The 20,747-nt window shown below is 37.1% G+C and carries 13 protein-coding genes; 9 read left to right on the top strand and 4 right to left on the bottom strand.

Annotated features, from left to right (window positions below; translation table 11 throughout):
- Both C1T31_RS12570 and hutH read right to left on the bottom strand, forming a co-directional pair.
- On the bottom strand, nucleotides 1-5,717 hold a 5,717-nt coding region (locus C1T31_RS12570; RefSeq protein WP_133158364.1), incomplete at its 3' end, for a hypothetical protein.
- A gap of 260 nt (nucleotides 5,718-5,977) precedes the next feature.
- A complete protein-coding gene (gene hutH, locus C1T31_RS12565) occupies nucleotides 5,978-7,486 on the bottom strand; it encodes a histidine ammonia-lyase (protein ID WP_103052859.1) in 1,509 nt (502 codons plus the stop codon).
- Between the two features lie 119 nt (nucleotides 7,487-7,605).
- On the opposite strand from hutH, the gene C1T31_RS12560 reads away from it, so the two are divergent.
- Entirely contained in the window at nucleotides 7,606-8,649 is a 1,044-nt protein-coding gene (locus C1T31_RS12560; protein WP_103052858.1) for a TlpA family protein disulfide reductase, read from the top strand.
- Nucleotides 8,650-8,699: 50 nt separating this feature from the next.
- On the opposite strand, the gene C1T31_RS12555 is transcribed toward C1T31_RS12560, so the two are convergent.
- Complete coding sequence (locus C1T31_RS12555; RefSeq protein ID WP_103052857.1) at nucleotides 8,700-10,262, bottom strand: NAD(P)H-hydrate dehydratase; 1,563 nt, start codon at nucleotides 10,260-10,262, stop codon at nucleotides 8,700-8,702.
- Nucleotides 10,263-10,552: 290 nt separating this feature from the next.
- Between C1T31_RS12555 and thrA the strand changes: the two genes are divergently transcribed.
- The 6 genes from thrA to C1T31_RS12525 all read left to right on the top strand — a co-directional run bounded on the left by thrA (nucleotide 10,553) and on the right by C1T31_RS12525 (nucleotide 16,891).
- Nucleotides 10,553-13,000, top strand: a complete 2,448-nt coding sequence (thrA, locus tag C1T31_RS12550; RefSeq protein WP_103052856.1) for a bifunctional aspartate kinase/homoserine dehydrogenase I — start codon at nucleotides 10,553-10,555, stop codon at nucleotides 12,998-13,000.
- 2 nt (nucleotides 13,001-13,002) lie between these two features.
- Complete coding sequence (locus tag C1T31_RS12545; RefSeq protein WP_103052855.1) at nucleotides 13,003-13,926, top strand: homoserine kinase; 924 nt, start codon at nucleotides 13,003-13,005, stop codon at nucleotides 13,924-13,926.
- Complete coding sequence (gene thrC / locus C1T31_RS12540; protein ID WP_103052854.1) at nucleotides 13,927-15,222, top strand: threonine synthase; 1,296 nt, start codon at nucleotides 13,927-13,929, stop codon at nucleotides 15,220-15,222.
- A 33-nt stretch (nucleotides 15,223-15,255) separates the two neighbouring features.
- Nucleotides 15,256-15,771: a GNAT family N-acetyltransferase gene (locus C1T31_RS12535; protein WP_103052853.1), complete on the top strand. Its 516-nt coding sequence runs from the start codon at nucleotides 15,256-15,258 to the stop codon at nucleotides 15,769-15,771.
- Nucleotides 15,772-15,810: 39 nt separating this feature from the next.
- Entirely contained in the window at nucleotides 15,811-16,014 is a 204-nt protein-coding gene (locus tag C1T31_RS12530) for a YgaP family membrane protein (protein WP_103052852.1), read from the top strand.
- 160 nt (nucleotides 16,015-16,174) lie between these two features.
- Nucleotides 16,175-16,891 (top strand): metallophosphoesterase, encoded by a 717-nt coding sequence (locus C1T31_RS12525; protein ID WP_317047299.1) that lies wholly within the window; start codon nucleotides 16,175-16,177, stop codon nucleotides 16,889-16,891.
- A gap of 70 nt (nucleotides 16,892-16,961) precedes the next feature.
- Here C1T31_RS12525 and C1T31_RS12520 read toward each other — a convergent pair whose 3' ends face one another.
- Complete coding sequence (locus C1T31_RS12520; RefSeq protein ID WP_103052850.1) at nucleotides 16,962-18,596, bottom strand: aminopeptidase P N-terminal domain-containing protein; 1,635 nt, start codon at nucleotides 18,594-18,596, stop codon at nucleotides 16,962-16,964.
- Between the two features lie 187 nt (nucleotides 18,597-18,783).
- Between C1T31_RS12520 and gcvT the strand changes: the two genes are divergently transcribed.
- Together gcvT and C1T31_RS12510 are read left to right on the top strand one after the other, a co-directional pair.
- Complete coding sequence (gene gcvT, locus C1T31_RS12515) at nucleotides 18,784-19,866, top strand: glycine cleavage system aminomethyltransferase GcvT (protein ID WP_103052849.1); 1,083 nt, start codon at nucleotides 18,784-18,786, stop codon at nucleotides 19,864-19,866.
- Nucleotides 19,867-19,893: 27 nt separating this feature from the next.
- The gene (locus tag C1T31_RS12510; RefSeq protein WP_103052866.1) at nucleotides 19,894-20,724 is read left to right on the top strand and encodes an NAD-dependent epimerase/dehydratase family protein; all 831 of its coding nucleotides are present in this window, start codon (nucleotides 19,894-19,896) and stop codon (nucleotides 20,722-20,724) included.
- Nucleotides 20,725-20,747 lie beyond the last annotated feature (23 nt).

Below are 20,747 nucleotides of genomic sequence, written 5' to 3'. Positions count from 1 at the left end.
CCATCATTCATTGGACCTTCAGTTGAAGCTTCCAATTCAATCTCGTCGCCAGCACAGTTGTCATCTGCTTTAAACAACGGTGGTACAATCTCTGGGTTACAACCCAAGTCACCACTTTGCCCATTGGTAGTGATAACCGGTGCTTCCATATCCACTGTCCATGTGTATGTAATACTCACTGCTTCAGCTTGATTGCCACAGTTGTCAGTTACATTCGCTGTCCAAGTCTGGCTATAAGCACAACCATCATTTGTTGGACCTTCAGTAGTTACAATTGGCTCGCCTACACCACAGTTGTCTGTAGCTCCGAACATCGGTGCCATAACTTCTGGATTACAGCCCAAGTCACCACTTTCATTATCTGTTGTGATCACTGGAATGATACTATCTTGAGTCCAAGTATAAGTCACACTTACTGGTTCTGCCTCGTTTCCACAATTATCTACTACATTCGCTGTCCAGGTTTGAGAATAAGAACATCCATTGCTACTTTCTGGTCCATTTGTAGTCACAATTGGCTCACCAACACCACAATTGTCAGTTGCTGTAAAAACTGGCGCTGGTGGTTTCACATTGCATCCGAATTGATCACCTTCAACATCAGCAGAAATGACCGGTGCTTCAGTGTCAACAATCCATGTATAAGTTACAGATACTGGCTCTGCTTGGTTACCACATGGATCGGTATATGTTGCTGTCCATGTCTGGCTATATGAACATCCATCATTCATTGGTCCTTCAGTAGAAGCTTCTAATTCTACTTCGCCAGCACAGTTATCATCTGCTTTAAACAACGGCGGTACAATCTCTGGGTTACAACCCAAGTCACCACTTTGTCCATTGGTAGTGATAACTGGTGCTTCCATATCCACTGTCCAAGTATAAGTAATACTTACTGCTTCAGCTTGATTGCCACAGTTGTCAGTTACATTCGCTGTCCAAGTCTGGCTGTATGCACAGCCGTCATTGGTTGGACCTTCGGTAGTTACGATTGGCTCACCTACACCACAGTTGTCTGTAGCTCCGAACATCGGTGCCATAACTTCTGGGTTACAGCCCAAGTCGCCACTCTCATTATCTGTTGTGATTACTGGTGCTTCCATATCTACTGTCCAAGTGTAAGTCACACTTAATGGCTCCGCTTGGTTACCACATGGATCGGTATATGTTGCTGTCCACGTCTGGCTATATGCACATCCATCATTTGTTGGTCCTTCGGTTGAAGCCTCTAACTCTATTTCACCTGCACAGTTATCATCTGCTTTAAACAATGGCGGTACAATTTCAGGATTACATCCTAAATCATCGCTGGTACTGTTTGACGTGATCACTGGTGCTTCTTCATCTACTGTCCAAGTATAAGTCACACTTACCGACTCGGCTTGGTTACCACAAGCATCTGCATAGTTGGCTATCCATGTTTGAGTATATAAACATCCTTCATTAGTTGGTCCTTCTGTTTCTCCTTCAATGACCATACCTGTTAATGAAGCTTGTTGCATGCAGTTATCTGTTACCTTAAATGTTGGTGGTACAATCACCGGATTACATCCTAAATCACCACTCTCTGATTCAGGCGTGATTACTGGTGCTTCTGTATCCTCTGTCCAAGTATAGGTAATACTCACAGACTGTGCTTGATTACCACAGTTGTCAGTTACATTCGCTGTCCATGTCTGGCTGTATGCACAGCCATCATTAGTTGGACCTTCGGTAGTTACAATCGGCTCACCTACACCACAATTGTCTGTCGCTCCGAACATTGGTGCCATAACTTCTGGGTTACAGCCCAAATCACCACTCTCGTTATCTGTTGTGATTACTGGTGCTTCCAAATCTACTGTCCATGTATAAGTCACAGAGACTGGCTCTGCTTGGTTACCACAGTTGTCAGTTACATTCGCTGTCCAAGTCTGACTGTATGCACAGCCATCATTGGTTGGGCCTTCTGTAGTTACGATTGGCTCACCTACACCACAGTTGTCGGTTGCTTCGAAAGTTGGAGGTACAACCTCTGGATTACAACCTAAATCTGTATCTCTTAATTCAACAATTGAAATATTATCAACTTTAAGGTTAGTACCAGGATTAGTTCTAATATAAGTTCTTGTTAATCCTGCTAGATAAGTAACTTCTTGGCTATATGAACCATTTGAATTAGCTGTAGATGAAAAATTATTACCTACACTCACTCTAACACCACCAGAAACATATTCGGAAACTTCAAATTCAATCAAATATGTTTTGCCATTTTCAATTCCTAATGAGTTTTGATAGCTATTTACACCACCATTGCCATTGTTTATAGCGTGAAATTTGCCATTTTCAATTTCTGAATCGTCATTTATAATCCAATTTTGATTGGTTGAAAAATCACCATTAATAACTAATTCTCCAATGGATATAACTGGTGCTTCGGTATCTACAATCCATGTATAGGTCACAGATACTGGCTCTGCTTGGTTACCACAATTATCAGTTACATTCGCTGTCCAAGTCTGACTGTATGAACAACCGTCATTAGTTGGACCTTCGGTAGTTACGATTGGTTCGCCTACACCACAGTTGTCTGTCGCTTCGAACATAGGCGCCATAACTGCAGGGTTACAGCCCAAGTCACCACTTTCATTATTAGTCATGATAACTGGTGCTTCCATATCTACTGTCCATGTATATGTAATACTTACGGCTTCAGCTTGGTTACCACAGTTGTCAGTTACATTCGCTGTCCAAGTCTGGCTGTATTCACAGCCGTCATTAGTTGGACCTTCGGTAGTTACGATTGGCTCACCTACACCACAATTGTCCGTTGCTTCGAACATTGGTGCAATAACTTCTGGATTACAGCCTAAATCATCACTCTCACTATTAGACGTGATTACTGGTGCTTCCAAATCTACAATCCAAGTATAAGTAATACTCAAAGGCTCTGCCTCATTACCACAAGGGTCTGTATAAGTTGCTGTCCAAGTTTGAGTATAATTACAGCCATCATTCATAGGTCCTTCAGTTGAAGCCTCTAACTCTACTTCACCTGCACAGTTATCATCTGCTTTAAACAATGGCGGTACAATTTCAGGATTACATCCTAAATCATCGCTCTCACTATTAGACGTGATTACTGGTGCTTCTTCATCGGCTTCTACACTAAACGTTGCACTGCCCATAATTGGCTCTGCACAATCACTTGTTGCTGTCCATGTTACGGTAGTCTCTCCGCCACAAGCATTTGGTGCGCCTGGGTTATCGATTTGAATATCTAGTCCACAACCACCTGTTATGGTTCCTGTTGCTACCCATGCATCAAACGCGGCATTTACTTCATCTTGCGATAAGCATGAGCCTACACCTGAATCCTGTGGTACATTTGCCACAATCTCTGGAGCTGGGTCTACTGTAAACGTTGCACTGCCCATAATTGGCTCTGCACAATCACTTGTTGCTGTCCATGTTACGGTAGTCTCTCCACCACAAGCATTTGGTGCGCCTGGGTTATCGATTTGTATATCTAGTCCACAACCTCCTGTTATCGTGCCGGTTGCTACCCATGCATCAAACGCGGCATTTACTTCATCTTGCGATAAGCATGAGCCTACACCTGAATCCTGTGGTACATTCGCCACAATCTCTGGAGCTGGGTCTACTGTAAACGTTGCACTGCCCATAATTGGCTCTGCACAATCACTTGTTGCTGTCCATGTTACGGTAGTCTCTCCGCCACAAGCATTTGGTGCGCCTGGGTTATCGATTTGAATATCTAGTCCACAACCACCTGTTATCGTGCCGGTTGCTACCCATGCATCAAACGCGGCATTTACTTCATCTTGCGATAAGCATGAGCCTACACCTGAATCCTGTGGTACATTAGCTATAATAGCTTCTGATTGTATCCAAGTATAAGTAATACTTAATGGCTCCGCTGCATTGCCACATGGATCTGTATAAGTTGCTGTCCATGTTTGCGTGTAATTACAGCCATCATTCATTGGGCCTTCAGTTGAAGCTTCTAATTCTACTTCGCCTGCACAGTTATCATCTGCCTTAAATAATGGTGGTACGATCTCTGGATTACATCCTAAATCATCGCTCACACTGTTTGATGTGATCACTGGTGCTTCTTCATCTGCTTCTACACTGAAGGTTGCTGAACAACTCTCTTCCAATCCACAATCATCTGTTACGGTATACGTAACCATGACGGATCCACCACAAGCATCTGGTGCACTATATTGACCTAGGTCTGAAGCCACGGCGTTTGTGCCTCCTTCATAGCTAAATTGTGCGATCCAAGCATCAAAGGCAGCATTTACTGCATCTTGTGATTGACACGATGCCTCATTAGCATCGCCTGGACAATTGATTATGATTGGATTATCTATAACGGTAATCTGTGCTGCCGCATTGGATGTGGTAACACAGCCATCTTCTGTCATTAATTCTACAAAGTACACATATTCACCTCCTATGGTTGGTGTATCTGGGCACCCATCGTTATCCTCATCTACGATTGGTTGTAATGGACCTCCATTAAAGGTATAGCCTACCCATACTATTTCACCTACAGGGGCACTGGCATAGTTACAAATATTGGCCGTTTCATCGCCTAAACAGAATTCTGCTGAAGAGGTATTGGGCTCTTCATTGGTGCCTCCAAAGGTGTAGGCAACCATATCAGATCCTACACATCCATTACTATCTATATAGGTATAAGTAAATGGCGAACACAATGGACTTGCGGCTGTTGGATCAAATGCTCCACATGCTGTTGTCCAAACACCACCTTCTTGACCTTCTGGCTCTAATTCAGTTAAATCTACTGATGTCACATCTGGACATACTTCTTGATCGTCTATTTCTATTACTGGTAGTGGCCATTCTTCTACAATTAAAGTAAAGGTGTATGGACATCCTTCATCATTCTCCATTGGAAATTCATACGTACCTGCCGCATATTCCTGACCTTCATATGAATAAGTCTCTCCTAAACAAACATAAACTGTATCTCGAACGTCTTCAGCATCTACTGTCCAAGTATAAGTAACACTACAAGTCCCATAATCACCTGTAGGTGTATTACCACAGGGATCTGTAGCTTTAAAGATATAAGTTACACTTCTCTCACAACCTTCGTCATCTAAAATGGTTTGGTCAACAAAAATCACTGAATTATCAGCTGCTCCAAAACAATTATCATCAACATCAAAAAAGTCTATTAAACTTTCACCACTAGGAATTGATTCTGGATTTAAGCCTAAATCGCCACCAGAAATTCCATTACATATTAATTTTGGAGGTAGCGTATCTTCAGTCCAAGTGTAGGTAACACTAACCGGTTCTGCAACATAACCACATTTTTTTGAAAGATATGCGGTCCATGTTTGCGAAAAACTACAATCAAAACCACCGGCGTTTTCAGGACCGTTGGTACTGACAATAATATCGCATTTAACATCAGTATTGAATTGAGGAGGAACCACAACAGGGTTACATCCTAAATTCGAATCAACTGCATTAGTAGTAATCACCGCTTCTTGCGGCCCATCACCAATTAAAGAAATTTGACTAAACCCTTGAATGGAAATAAATAAAAAAGCCATTGACATCAACAGTACTTTAATACCGTTTGTAGCAATGGTCTTTTCATTCCCAAAGGGAGATAATCTTTTTAGCGAGCTCCAACAATTCACAGCTCTTGATTTTGAGGAAAAAGTGTACATTAACATAACATTTTAGTTTGATTAATAATGCGTTAACATAACACAGTAGTCCAAAATAGAATATCATTTCCAGGATACGCTCATCCTAAAAATAACAAGTTATTTTATGAAGTAAATTGAGGCACTTAAATGCTATTAACCAATTTAAATGCTATTATTGTAGGTAGAATTTTAATTCTTTAACGAATATAATTAATTCGAAAGTGTGTTTCAAAGTAAATTAGATTATCGACAATTTTTTCAGTTAATGTGTAATAAATTTAGTACAATTCATTAACATCAATATTTAAATTTTGGAGAAACTTAAGAGATTTATCGATATCCAAATAAAGCTCCCTATCGTTTGAAACAAATTCAACCTCTTCTCTAAACACCTCTAAAAATGATTCGACGAAGTCTGATGATTTTAAGGGCTTTCTAAAAGACATGGCTTGAGCGGCATTAAATAGTTCTATGGACAAAATACATTCTACATTGTTTATTAAATGGTACGCTTGCGTTGCTGCATTTGCTCCCATACTCACATGGTCTTCTTGTCCATTACTGGAAACAATGCTATCAACACTAGCTGGAGAGGCTAGTTGTTTATTTTTACTAACAATACTCGCTGCCGTATATTGTGGAATCATAAACCCCGAATTCAACCCAGGATTATCAACCAAAAATGTTGGTAATCCCCTTAAACCTGAAACCAATTGAAAAATCCTTCGTTCAGAAATATTACCTATTTCTGCCATAGCAATTTTGAGGTAGTCCAATGCCAAGGCCAAAGGTTGCCCATGAAAATTACCTCCTGAAATAATTTCATCTTCTACGCTAAAAATATTCGGATTATCTGTTACGGCGTTTATTTCAATTGTGAATGTTCTTTTTACAAATTCTAATGTGTCTTTTGAAGCGCCATGAACTTGAGGGATACACCTAAATGAATATGGGTCCTGAACATGTGCTTTTTCTTGGGAAATGAGTTCACTGTCGTCTAAAAACTCACGGATACGTTCTGCTGTTTTTATTTGACCATTATGCGGACGAACTAGATGAACCAGTTCATTGAAAGGTTCAATTCTACCATCAAAAGCTTCAAGAGAAATACTTCCGATTAAATCGGCCAAATAAGACAATTTAAAAGATTTAATTAATAAAAATACTCCATATGCACTCATAAATTGGGTGCCATTCAAAAGCGCCAGTCCCTCTTTAGACTGCAATTGAATAGGCTGCCAATCAAATTGGTTTAAAACTGAAGAAGCAGTGCAAACCTCGCCTTCAAAATAAACTTCACCCCTTCCTATTAATGGAAGTGACAAATGCGCCAATGGGGCTAAATCACCTGATGCACCTAAAGACCCTTGAGTATAAACTATTGGTAACACATCATTGTTATAAAAATCTATAAGCCTTTGAACAGTTTCTAACTGAACCCCACTATGCCCATAGCTTAAAGACTGGATTTTTAAAAGTAGCATGATTTTCACAATCTCTTGTGGAACGGTTTCTCCAGTACCGCATGCATGTGACATGACTAAATTCTCTTGCAGTTTAGTAAGATTTTCAGATGATATTTTTATGTTATACAAAGAGCCAAAACCAGTATTGATACCATAAATAGGTTTGTCTTGACTTTTTAACTTATCATCCAAATAGCTTCTACAGGCTTCTATTTTTTGGATAGCTTCGTCCGATAGTTTGAGTTTTTTGTTTTCGGAAATTACTTCTGTTATTGTCTCAATGCTTAACGAATCAGAAGATATATAATGAAATGTTTCCATGTTTTTGTTTTAAGGGTTTCCAAAATTCCGCATTCATTGGGTATTATGCAAACAAATGTTAATAATTAATAGGTATTCCATTTAAAATTCTATTTTTGAATGATTAAACAAACAAACCCATGAAAAAAATTTTAACATTACTGTGTGCATTGGCTGTTTTTGCATGCGAAAAGAAAGAAGAGGCTCCTAAAGATTATGTGACTTTTTCAGGAACAATTACCAATCCAAACAGCGACTCTATTGTTATACGAACGAGAGATTATTCTAAAACCCTAAAGGTTAACGAAGATGGTACTTTTAGCGATACGCTTAAGGTAAAACCTGGTATTTACAATTTTTATGACGGATCCGAATCCACTTCCATATTTCTTAAAAACGGATATGACATCAATATGACATTGGACACCAAAATGTTTGATGAAACTGCTAAATATTCTGGTGAAGGTTCTGAACATAGTAACTTTTTAGCAGCCAAAGCTTTAAAAGAAGAAAAACTCCTTGATTTTGATGAATTAAGTGCCATTGAAGATATGGAAACACTTGATAAAAGATTAAGTGACATTAAAATTGAATTGACTGAATTTTATGCTTCTAATGCAGAAATAGATACTTTAATTACTAATAGCGCAACCAAAAGTTTAGAACCAATGGTGGAATCTTATAAAAGATACATCGGTGATGCCATTACATTAAAGAATGAATTACCAAAAGGTGCAGATTCTCCGACGTTTGAAGATTATGAAAACTTTGATGGCTCTACAACATCACTTGCTGATTTGAAAGGAAAATATGTTTACATTGATGTTTGGGCAACTTGGTGCGGACCTTGTAAAGCTGAAATTCCTGCACTTAAAGAAATTGAAAAAGAATATCATGACAAGAATATTCAGTTTGTAAGTATGTCTATTGATGATGACCGAACTCATGGCGGATCTTGGGATAAAGCTCGTGAGGATTGGAAAGCTATGGTTAAAGATAAAGAATTAGGCGGTGTTCAAATTTTTGCACCTAATGGTTGGCAATCTGAATTTGTTCAAAATTATAAGATCAATGGAATCCCACGTTTTATTCTTATTGATCCAGATGGTAAGGTAGTGACTCCAGATGCACCAAGACCATCAAGTCCGAAATTAAAAGAATTATTTACTGAATTAAGTATCTAATTTCTCGAAATCACAAATAAAAAAAGCCACTCAAACAGTGGCTTTTTTATTTATTGTTTTTCATCATCTTCGTCCCTTTCATCTTCTTCTTCAAGTTGTTCAGGAAGTTTAAATAGATCAATATAAGCTTGTCCAAGAGCCTCTATCACATGAGACGCTATCAAGCTTTGATAGCCGAAATCTTCAACAGCGATATCAGCTGCTTTACCATGAAGATATACTCCAAATACAGAAGCTGCCAATGGATCATAACCTTGAGCTATAAGTCCCGTAATGACGCCTGTTAACACATCACCTGTTCCAGCCGTTGCCAATCCTGGGTTACCAGTTGTATTCACATATAATTTATCACCCATTACTGTTATAGTATTGGCTCCTTTTAAAACCACAATAATTTTATGTTTAGCCGAAAATGCTTTTACTTTTGATAACTTGTCAAAATCATCATCCCAATTGCCAATCAATCTCTCTAACTCTTTTGGATGTGGTGTTAAAACCGTATTTTCTGGTAACAATGAGATTAAATCCTTGTTTTTTGAAATACAATTCAAACCATCAGCATCTACCACTAGCGGTAATTTATTTTGTTTTAAAAAGGCTTCTAGTGCGGACACCGTTTTTTTATGCGTTCCCATACCAACTCCAATTCCAATTGCAGAGGCTTCAAAACCAATATTCATATTAGAAATAAAAGTTTCTTCATCATCAGTCAATACCATAGCTTCAGGAAAATTACTTTGTAAAGGAATATAACCACATTTAGGAGTATACGTCGTAATCAAACCTGCTCCTGAAGACAGAGCACCTCTACTTGCCAAGTTTACAGCACCGATTTTTCCATAACTCCCTCCTATGATTACAGCATGACCAAAATTCCCCTTATGAGAAAATTTGTCTCTTGGCTTGTAAATAGGCAAAACTTCTTGTTTACCTATCAAATCTGCTTCGGTAGGCGTTGTCATGAGATATTCTCTATCGATTCCAATATCCAATACTTCCCATTGAACCGTGTATTTACCAGTGTCTGGTAAAAAGAAAACCAATTTCGGCGACTGAAAACTTAAGGTATAGCCCGCCCAAACAACCTGATTTTCATCTTCGGGAACTTGATCTGTTTTTAATCCCGATGGAATGTCTATTGATAATGTAAACGCTTTAGATTGTTTGAAATACTGAAACAACTTAACTACCCAATCTGCTGGCGGACGATTAAGTCCAATACCAAATACCGCATCAATTATGATATCTTGAACTTCTATTTTAGGCATTTCATCTTTGGGACCTAACAATGTCGGCCACTTTTTAGAAGTCTCCTTGATGCGTTCGTAATTGATTAAAAAATCCTTTGAGCGTTTATCGCTATAGTTTACCACATAAGTATGCACATTATAGCCATGAGTAATGAGATGACGTGCCACAACCAAGCCATCTCCACCATTGTTACCAATTCCACAAAATACGTGTATAGGCACTTGTGCGCCTTGCATGTGCATGTGCAACCAATTGAATATTTGGGTACCAGCGCGTTCCATCAACTCTGTAGATGAAATCTTCTGACGTTCTGCAGTCAATCTGTCTCCTTCGTATATTTGTTCTTTTGAAAATATTTTCATGTATATCGTTTACTTATTCAACAACTTATCGAATAAAAAAGCCCTTCAATCAAAAAAAAAGGGATTTATTTTTTTATTACAGTAAAAATAATACTTTTGAAAGGTATAGACATAAAAAATGCAACTATCCTCTAACATATTAGTTAATTTTTCAACCTTTATTTCTTGTAAAGGTATGATTACTAATGTTGCTTTTATGACGACCCTTTGGGGTTAGTACTATTCCACCTCCGCAATTAATATAATCCATTTTCCCTTATTTAGTTATTCAATTTTTCAACCGATTAATTATGAATGTATTAAAATTTGGCGGCACTTCAGTAGGCTCCTCAGAAAACATCAATCAAGTTATCAACATTTTAGAAAATTACGCTAAAACAGAACCTCTTATTTGTGTGGTTTCTGCGGTTGGAGGTATTACCAACAAACTTTTGAAATCTGGTGAATTGGCTCAAAATAAAGATGAACGCTATATAACTGTATTTAAAGAAATTAGAGAAGCACATTTAAACATATTATCTGAATTAATTTCTGATCAAAATTCTACAGCTAAAGAGTATCTAGAAACTAAATTACAAGCGCTAAAGAGCTTATTGGACGGTATCTATTTAATTAATGAATTATCACCGAAAACAACCGACAAACTGGTGAGCTTTGGTGAACTTTTATCGTCGTATATCATAACTGAAGTATTAAAAGAACGTGGTAATAATGTCATTAGAAAAAATAGTCAAGAACTCATAATTACCGATTCCAATTTTACAAAAGCTGAAGTTAATTTTGATATCACAAACGCAAACATCCAATCCTATTTTTCAGATAAAAATCAATCTATTACGATTCTGCCTGGTTTTATATCTAAATCTGAAAATGGCGAACAAACCACGCTAGGTCGTGGCGGATCTGATTTTACTGCAGCTATAGTTGCGGCAGCATTAAAAGCTACTCGTTTGGAAATCTGGACAGATGTTAGTGGTATGTACACTGCTAATCCTAAATTGGTCAAGCAGGCCTACCCGATTAAAAACCTGTCGTATCAGGAAGCTATGGAATTGTCTCATTTTGGCGCCAAAGTGCTTTATCCACCAACTGTTCAACCTGTTTTGGATTACAACATTCCGATTCATATAAAAAATACTTTGGAGCCAGAAGCGTCTGGAACGGTCATCTCCAATGAATATACTAATGCTAAAACAACCGTAGCAAGAGGAATCAGCCATATTGATAATATTTCGCTATTAACCCTTCAAGGTAACGGTATGGTTGGAATTCCAGGGTTTTCAAAGCGACTGTTTGAAACACTGGCTATAGAAAAGGTGAATGTCATATTAATCACCCAAGCATCTTCAGAGCATTCCATTTGTTTTGGGATTTCAGAAGATGATATCGTGAAAGCCGAAAAAGCAATCAATTTGGCATTTGCCAATGAAATAGCCTTACATAAAATTGATCCCATTCTTGTGGAAAAGAATTTAGCCATTGTTGCACTTGTAGGCGATAACATGAAAAATCATCAAGGTGTTAGTGGCAAATTGTTTAGTGCTTTAGGAAAAAACAACATCAATATACGGGCCATTGCCCAAGGCGCTTCGGAAAAGAACATATCAACTGTAATCTCCCAAAATGACGTTAAGAAAGCCCTCAATACCATTCATGAACGCTTTTTTGAAGACCAAAACAAACAACTCAATGTCTTTATAACAGGTGTTGGTAATGTTGGAGAACGTTTGGTTGAACAAATAAAACAACAAAGAAAATTTTTAAAAGAACAGCTCAAGATAAATCTTCGGGTGATTGGTCTATCCGATTCCCGCAAAATGATATTTGATGATTCCGGTTTATCCCTTAAAAATTGGAAGGAAAGATTAGAAAACGGCGAACAAGCAACGTTGCAAGACTTTTTAGAACGTGTTAAAACTTTTAACCTACGTAATAGCATATTTGTTGATGTGACAGCCAATGAATCAGTCGCCAACATGTATGAAGCTTATTTGAGGGAAAGTATTGCCGTTGTAGCTTGTAATAAAATTGCTTGTTCCAGTAATTTAGAGAATTATCAAAATTTAAAATATTTATCACGAAAATATAACGCACCCTTTCTCTATGAAACCAACGTGGGCGCCGGATTACCGGTCATAGACACCTTGAACAATTTAATAGCGTCAGGCGATAGAGTAACCTCTATTCAAGCTGTACTATCTGGAAGTTTGAATTTTGTATTCAATAATTTCAATGATCAAACCAAATTTCATGATGTAGTCAAACAAGCGCAGGCAGAAGGCTACACTGAACCTGATCCAAGAATTGATTTAAGTGGTGTTGATGTCGCTCGAAAAATTCTTATTTTGGCAAGAGAAAGCGGCACGGATATGAATTTAGAGGATATTCAAAATAATTCTTTTTTAACTAAAGCGAATTTAGATAGTGATTCAGTTCATAATTTTTATCAGACCTTGATTGATGATGAAGACCATTTTCAAAAACTTTATGCTTCTGCTAAATCTAAAAATTGTCAGTTTAAGTATGTTGCCGAATTCAATAATGGTCAGGCGCAAGTTGGTTTGAAAGAAATCCCTGTAGGTCATCCTTTCTATAATTTAGAGGGAAAAGATAACATCGTCATGTTTTACACACAGCGCTACCCAGAACAACCCATGATTATTAAAGGTGCTGGTGCTGGAGCCGATGTAACTGCTTCAGGTTTGTTTTCGGATATTATAAGAATTGGCAATAACTAATTATGGATCAAATTACTATATTTTCACCTGCAACAGTTGCGAATGTATCCTGTGGTTTTGATTCATTGGGTCTTGCTTTGAATGGAAAAGGTGACAAAATGATCTTCTCCAAACGTGAAGACAAACAATTAATTATTACTAAAATTGAAGGAGCCAATCTCCCTTACAACATTGATGATAATTTAGTAGGAACCGTTATAAAAGCCATGCTCCAAAAACTGGATTTGCAATTAGGTTTAGATATTGAAATCTATAAAGGATTTAAGCCAGGAAGTGGTTTGGGTTCCAGTGCGGCCAGTGCGGCTGGAACTGCTTATGCTATCAACGAATTATTGGGAAAACCTTTTTCAAAAATTGAATTGATTCAGTTCGCCATGCTGGGCGAAGAAGCTGCATGTGGCTCACAAATTGCCGATAATGTTTCAGCAGCCTTGTTTGGCGGTTTTGTGTTGATAAGAAGTTATGATCCTTTGGAAATCGTCAGTTTACCTGTTCCGGATGATTTATACATTACCGCATTACATCCACAAATAGAAATTAAAACGGAAGATGCGCGAAATGTTTTACCTAAAGACATTCCATTAAAAAGTGCCATTACACAATGGTCCAATGTTGGTGGACTTATTAGTGGACTCTACTCGAATGATTACGACCTCATAAGTCGGTCTTTGCAAGACGTTATTGTAGAACCTGTGAGAAAAAAACTGATTCCTCATTTTGATTTAGTTAAAAATGCTGCACTACAATCGGGTGCTTTAGGTGCTGGTATTTCAGGTGCAGGTCCAACTATATTTGCCTTATCAAAAGGTAAAAAAACAGCCAAAACCGTTGAGGAATCTATGCAAGAAGCATATTCTAATACTGAAATTGAATTTTATACTTTTACATCTGAAATCAGTGTTGATGGCGTTAAAACAATTACTTAAATGAACTACTATTCCCTGAATCGTAAAGCTAACAAAGCTTCTTTCAAAGAAGCCGTAATAAAAGGCATTGCACCCGATAAAGGCTTGTATTTCCCGGAAAGCATCACACCTTTACCAGAATCATTTTTTGAAACTATTGATACGCTTTCTCATACTGAAATAGCTTTTGAGGCCATCAAACAATTTGTTGAGCCTGATATTCCAGAAATGGTATTAAAAGAAATTATAAAAGAAACACTGTCCTTTGATTTCCCAATAGTCAATATCAGCGAACATATTTCAACTTTAGAGCTATTTCATGGACCAACCATGGCGTTCAAAGATGTCGGTGCGCGTTTTATGGCACGATGTCTGGGTTATTTCAACAAAGATAATATGAATGAAGTGACCGTTCTGGTTGCCACTTCTGGTGATACTGGTGGTGCTGTGGCTAATGGATTTTTAGGTGTGAAAGGCGTTAAAGTGGTTATCCTCTATCCCAGTGGAAAGGTTAGTGGTATTCAAGAAAAACAATTAACTACTCTGGGGCAAAACATTACGGCTTTAGAAGTCGATGGTGTTTTTGACGATTGTCAGGATATGGTAAAGCAAGCCTTTTTAGATACTGACATTACGGATCATATACAATTGACCTCTGCCAATTCCATTAACGTGGCCAGATGGTTACCACAGCTGTTCTATTTTATGTTTGCCTACAAAGCTTTGCATATTGAGTATCAAGATATCGTTTTTTCGGTGCCAAGTGGGAATTTTGGTAATATTTGTGCTGGTATGATGGCACAGCAATTGGGTTTGCCTATTAACCATTTTATTGCCTCTAACAATGAAAACAACATCGTGACCAATTATTTAAATTCTCAAAGCTACAACCCCAAACCTTCCGTGCAAACCATTAGTAATGCCATGGATGTTGGCAATCCCAGCAATTTTGTGCGCATCCAAGAGATTTACAAAAACAATTTTCACGAGTTAAAAAAGAATCTTTCTGGTTTCAGTTTTACGGACGCTCAAACACGTGCAGCCATGAAAGAACTGTACACAAAATACAATTATATAGCCGACCCTCACGGAGCAGTGGGCTATTTAGGTTGCAAAGCCTTTTTAGAAAACAATCACCAAAGTCATTGTGTATTTTTGGAAACCGCACATCCAACCAAATTTTTGGATGTGGTTGAAGAAACCGTAGACACCCAAGTTCCTTTACCAAAACAGATTCAAGATGTTATGGACAAAGACAAACACAGTATTAAAATTGCCTCTTATGAAGACTTAAAAAACTACCTGCTTATGAGTTAAAATAAATGAAACTTAAGTAAACGCTATTATCTTATGACAACCATATTAACCGCTACTGGCATTGATGCCAGAATGCTCTCCGAATTGGGCAAGCAGACTTTTTTGGAATCGCACGGACACAGTGCTTCCAAAAAGGACATTACCAATTATGTAAAAGCCAAATTTGCTATTGCTGAATTTGAACGTGAGCTCAAGCAAACCAAAAACCATTACCACATTCTATATCACAACGAAATGCCTATTGGCTATTCCAAATTGGTTTTAAATGTTTCTGGTAAAAACATTCCTAATAAAACCACTACCAAACTAGAACGATTTTATGTTTTGCAAGAATATCATCATCTTAAATTAGGATTAGAGCTTTTTAATTATTGTGTTACTTTTTCTAAAAACCACCAGCAGTCAGGTATGTGGCTGTATACTTGGTTAGAAAACCAAAAGGCCATTTCTTTTTACAATAAAGCTGGTTTTAAAATTGTGGGCAGTTACGATTTCAAAATTTCTGATACTCATTATAATCCCAATCATCAAATGTTGCTAACCTATTAATGGCTTTTTTTTGTATCTTCACTAATAAAAACCTCCATTATGAAAAAAAACATGGGAACAGCAGACAAAACCATAAGATTATTGGTTGCTGCAGTCATTGCCGTCCTGTATTTTACAGGAAATATTTCAGGAACATTAGGAATTGTATTACTAGTTGTGGCAATAGTTTTTGCTCTTACAAGTTTTATGAGCTTTTGCCCGTTGTACAAGCCACTAGGGATTAATACTTGTTCGAAGAAGTAGAAAATTAGTAGTCTTTACACAAAAACTTTGATTATTTTATAGAGTATTTTCTAGAAACTCAATAATGACGAACCTAACTAGAAGAAAATTTCTTAAAAAAAGTATTTTAGCTTCAATTGGAATTTTGCTTCTAGATTCCCTTTGGTTTGAAAAATATGTTATTGATTGGAATTATTTTGATATCTCTAAATCGGAACATGACAAAATAAAAATCATTCAAATTTCGGATTTACATTTTGACCAGTTAAGATATTTCCACATGTCTATTGCTAAAAAAATAAACTCAATAAAACCTGATTTATTATTTATTACGGGAGACTCTGTTGATAAAACAGAAAAAATAAAATCTTTAAATGAATTTCTTGAATTAATTGACATTTCAATTAAAAAGTATGCGATAACAGGAAACTGGGAATATTGGGGCAATGTAAATCTGACTGAACTTAATAGTGTTTATTCTAAAAATAATTGTGAATTATTAATAAACGAGAATAGAACGATTTCAATTAAAAATCGAGAAATATCGATAATCGGAATCGACGATTTTGTTGGTGGAAACGCTGATTTTGCAAAAGCAGTTGAAAACCTAAAAGAAACCAAAACCAATATTGTTTTATCACATTGTCCTGAACATAGAGATGTTATTACGAAAGAAAAGGGAAATTTAAATATTGATTTAGTCCTTTCTGGTCATACTCATGGAGGACAAATTACTTTTCTAGGAATTGTTCCTTTTAAACCTCAAGGAAGTGGGAAATATTTAAAAGGTTGGTATAAAGAAACCGAGCCTAAAATGTATATATCAAAAGGAATTGGCACAAGTATTTTACCAATCCGCTTTGGAGCAAGAGCGGAAATGGTGGAAATGGAAATTTAAATTATAACAAAAAAACCCAAACAACTCTCACAAGCTATTTGGGTTTTTATAAATAGTATATAGTTTGTCTCTAATCCAAGGTTGGCAATACAAAATCATCCAAAGCACTTTTTTCTTTCATCAAGGCTTCAATCTCATCAGATTTACGAGGTGCTTCACCAGATAAATTCACAGGACCATTATCGGTAATTAAAATATCGTCTTCAATACGTACGGCGATTCCCCACCATTTTTTATCACAAGGACTACCATCAGGAATATAAATACCAGGTTCAACCGTAATGACCATATTGGCTTGTAAAGCACCATAATCACCTGGATCGTGTACATCCAATCCTAAATAATGTGATGTTCCATGTGGGAAATATTGACGTGCTTGATCTTCGCTTTCAACAATACCCAATTTTACCAATCCGGCATTAATTACTTCACGAGAGGCGGCATCAACCGAACCAAATTTAGCCCCTACAACTGTAGCTGCAATACCTGCTTCCTGTGCCTCATAAACCAAATCGTAAACGGCTTTTTGCTCCGGTGTAAATTTTCCATTTGCAGGAATGGTTCTGGTAACATCCGCAGAATACCCATGATATTCTGCCCCTAAATCCATCAATACTAAATCGTTTTCCACTTTCATTTTAGAATTTTCAATATAATGTAAGACGCAACCATTATTTCCAGCACCTACAATACTTGGGTAACCTTCATACTCACTACCATATTTCTTATAAACATACTCATGTATGCCTTGAATTTCCAATTCAGACATACCAGGATGCATGGCTTTCATAATTTCACGCTGTCCCATTGCTGAAATACGCACGGCCTTGGTGAGCAACACCATTTCTTCTTCCGTTTTAATTTGGCGTAAACTAGCCATAATGGTCGACAGAGATTGAGTATCCAAATTACTTTTTGGGGTTTCCGATTCTATTTTAATAACCTGTTGTTGTAACTCAATACGGGTTTGATCATCAGTAGCATTCACATAACCAGTGATAACCTCATCCTCCTTTAGTTCTGGATAGTATTCCAGTGCTCTACTAATATTTTGAGCCACATTGGCACTGTTTTCAACATCGGTTGCCTTAATCATATCATAAACCCTATTTTTAATTGGGTTGTCCAGATCTGCCTCATTATAATTAGCTTGTGTTTTAAACGCCTCAATCAAACTATATAAATCAGCTTTATCACGTTTGGAATCACGATAGTCATTATTAAAGTTGTTGAACATCACTTTATCAAAACCACTAAAATTAATTCCAGAATTGGCAAACTCGGCACCGTTATAAGCCACATCAAAACCTAATTCATTTTTGGCGCCTTCAATACCCAAGCGTCTTCCAGTCCACTGCTCTGCTTGTGGATTGCGCTCCTGAACATATAATACTTCATTGAAGGTATTGCCATTAGTATCTGTTTGGTCATCCTTAAAAACAACCAAAACAGCATGCGGCTCTTTATAACCCGTTAAGTAATAAAAATTCGGATCTTGGTGATAGACATAATCAACATCATTGGCGCGATTTCTCACTGGATTGGCAAAAAATACGGCTACACTATTGTCAGCCATTTTAGAACGTAATGATTCACGTCTTTCTTTATGGAAATCTGAACTCAAATAATCGGTTGGCACACCATCTTGAGCCATGATAACCACAGAAAAAAGAAATAAACAAAGGGTAAATAATTTTAGTCTCATTATGAAATTGGTTTTTAAGAACCCTAAAATTAATTTTAAAAACCGAAACACATCGCATAATTAATAAAATTAACAAACTTTTAATTACAGATTAACTATTGCTAGCTTTAGCAAAACAGATAATTTTCAATACTTTTGCGAGAAATACAATATTTAACTTAACAATTCTCGTTACTAGGAAAACAATATGAAAAATACTGCTTTAACCGATACTCATATAGCACTTGGTGCCAAAATGGTTCCTTTTGCTGGATACAACATGCCTGTTCAATATGAAGGCGTTAACATTGAACATGAAACCGTTAGAAATGCCGTTGGCGTATTTGATGTCTCGCACATGGGTGAGTTTTTAATTGAAGGGCCTCATGCTTTAGAGTTGATTCAAAAAGTAACCAGTAATGATGCTTCAAAATTAACAGTTGGTAAAGCGCAATACAGTTGTTTACCGAATGATACAGGCGGTATTATAGACGACCTTATTGTGTATCGTGTGAAAGACGAAACTTATCTGTTGGTTGTCAATGCCAGTAACATTGAAAAAGATTGGAATTGGATTAGTTCTAAAAATGATGTGGGTGCCGTTATGCGTGATTTAAGTGACGATTATTCTCTTTTAGCTATTCAAGGCCCTAAAGCTGTTGATGCTATGCAAAGCTTATCAAGTCATGACCTATCAGCAATTAATTTCTACAATTTTGTGGTAGGTGATTTTGCGGGCATTGAGCATGTGATTATTTCTGCAACTGGTTACACAGGCAGTGGTGGTTTTGAAATTTACTGTAAAAACAGTGAAGTAAAACAAATATGGGATAAGGTTTTCGAAGCCGGAGCTGATTATGGTATAAAACCTATTGGACTTGCTGCACGTGATACGCTGCGTTTGGAAATGGGTTATTGTTTATACGGCAATGATATTGATGATACTACATCGCCTTTTGAAGCTGGGTTGGGTTGGATCACCAAGTTTACTAAAGAATTTACAAATTCTGATAACCTTTCCGAAGAGAAAAAGCGCGTGTTGAAACGTAAATTAATTGCTTTTGAATTGGATGAAAAGGGCATTCCTAGAAGTGGTTATGACATTGTTGATAATAATGGTCAGCTTATAGGCAAAGTAACTTCGGGAACTATGTCGCCTTCGTTAAAAAAGGGCATTGGTCTAGGCTATGTGGCGCCTATTTTTAGTGAATTTGGTTCTAAAATTAATATTCAAATTCGCAAGAATGCTGTGCCTGCAACAGTGGTTAAATTACCATTTTACAAAAAATAAGCTGTCCTTGAATTGACGTTGGATTTCATGAAGAAGATAAATAGCAAACATCGTATTTTGATATTTGGTGCTAGTGGCTTTATTGGCAATGCTATTTATAAAGAACTTTGTGGCTACTATAAAACATTCGGGACTTACCGAACTCCCAACCGGGAATTCGAAAAAAATCAGCAATTTATTCATTACGATGTTGAAAGCGATGATGCTTTTGAAATATTGCAAATCGTCAAACCAACCATCATCATTTCAGCTTTGCGTGGAGACTTCTCTGCTCAAGTAATGGCTCATACACATATGCTTGAGTATATGAAATTGTACAAAACCCGTATGCTGTTTCTTTCGTCGGCTAATGTATTTGATGCCTATAGCAAGTATCCCAGTTACGAAACTGATAAAACTTTAAGCAATAGTGTTTATGGGCATTTTAAAATTAAAATCGAGAACATGCTCATGCGGCTTCCCAAAAAACAGGTCGCTATTTTGAGACTACCTATGGTTTTTGGGAAACATTCGCCACGTATTGAAGAAATCAAAACACATTTAAAAGAAAAGGAGCCTATTGAAGTGTTTCCCAATCTGATTATGAATGTCACATCTGATTATAAAGTGACGCAACAAGTTCATTATATAATCAATCGTGAGAAATACGGCGTTTACCATCTAGGTAGTCAGGATTTAGTACATCACGAAACTTTTATTGAGGAAATCATTGAATCATTAGGTGTCAAAAATGCAATCCTAAAACGTGTTTATACAACCAATGACGACAGGTATTTAGCCGTTTTACCAAAGGAACACCTACTTCCAAAGCATTTGCAGCTTCAAAGTAAAGAAACCTTAAAAGAATTGGAATTTTAGATTATATTCTTTCGGGGATTTCG

Origin of the sequence: Hanstruepera neustonica, assembly GCF_002895005.1 — a bacterium.
Taxonomy (GTDB): domain Bacteria; phylum Bacteroidota; class Bacteroidia; order Flavobacteriales; family Flavobacteriaceae; genus Hanstruepera; species Hanstruepera neustonica.
Note: the sequence above shows the minus strand (reverse complement) of the source record. Positions and strands in the feature narration are given on the sequence as shown.

Bases quoted from the DNA above. Each gene is read 5' to 3' on its own strand.
- hutH (WP_103052859.1), bottom strand. From the start codon at position 7,486: ATGGAAACATTTCATTATATATCTTCTGATTCGTTAAGCATTGAGACA.
- C1T31_RS12560 (WP_103052858.1), top strand. From the start codon at position 7,606: ATGAAAAAAATTTTAACATTACTGTGTGCATTGGCTGTTTTTGCATGC.
- C1T31_RS12555 (WP_103052857.1), bottom strand. From the start codon at position 10,262: ATGAAAATATTTTCAAAAGAACAAATATACGAAGGAGACAGATTGACT.
- thrA (WP_103052856.1), top strand. From the start codon at position 10,553: ATGAATGTATTAAAATTTGGCGGCACTTCAGTAGGCTCCTCAGAAAAC.
- C1T31_RS12545 (WP_103052855.1), top strand. From the start codon at position 13,003: ATGGATCAAATTACTATATTTTCACCTGCAACAGTTGCGAATGTATCC.
- thrC (WP_103052854.1), top strand. From the start codon at position 13,927: ATGAACTACTATTCCCTGAATCGTAAAGCTAACAAAGCTTCTTTCAAA.
- C1T31_RS12535 (WP_103052853.1), top strand. From the start codon at position 15,256: ATGACAACCATATTAACCGCTACTGGCATTGATGCCAGAATGCTCTCC.
- C1T31_RS12530 (WP_103052852.1), top strand. From the start codon at position 15,811: ATGAAAAAAAACATGGGAACAGCAGACAAAACCATAAGATTATTGGTT.
- C1T31_RS12520 (WP_103052850.1), bottom strand. From the start codon at position 18,596: ATGAGACTAAAATTATTTACCCTTTGTTTATTTCTTTTTTCTGTGGTT.
- gcvT (WP_103052849.1), top strand. From the start codon at position 18,784: ATGAAAAATACTGCTTTAACCGATACTCATATAGCACTTGGTGCCAAA.
- C1T31_RS12510 (WP_103052866.1), top strand. From the start codon at position 19,894: ATGAAGAAGATAAATAGCAAACATCGTATTTTGATATTTGGTGCTAGT.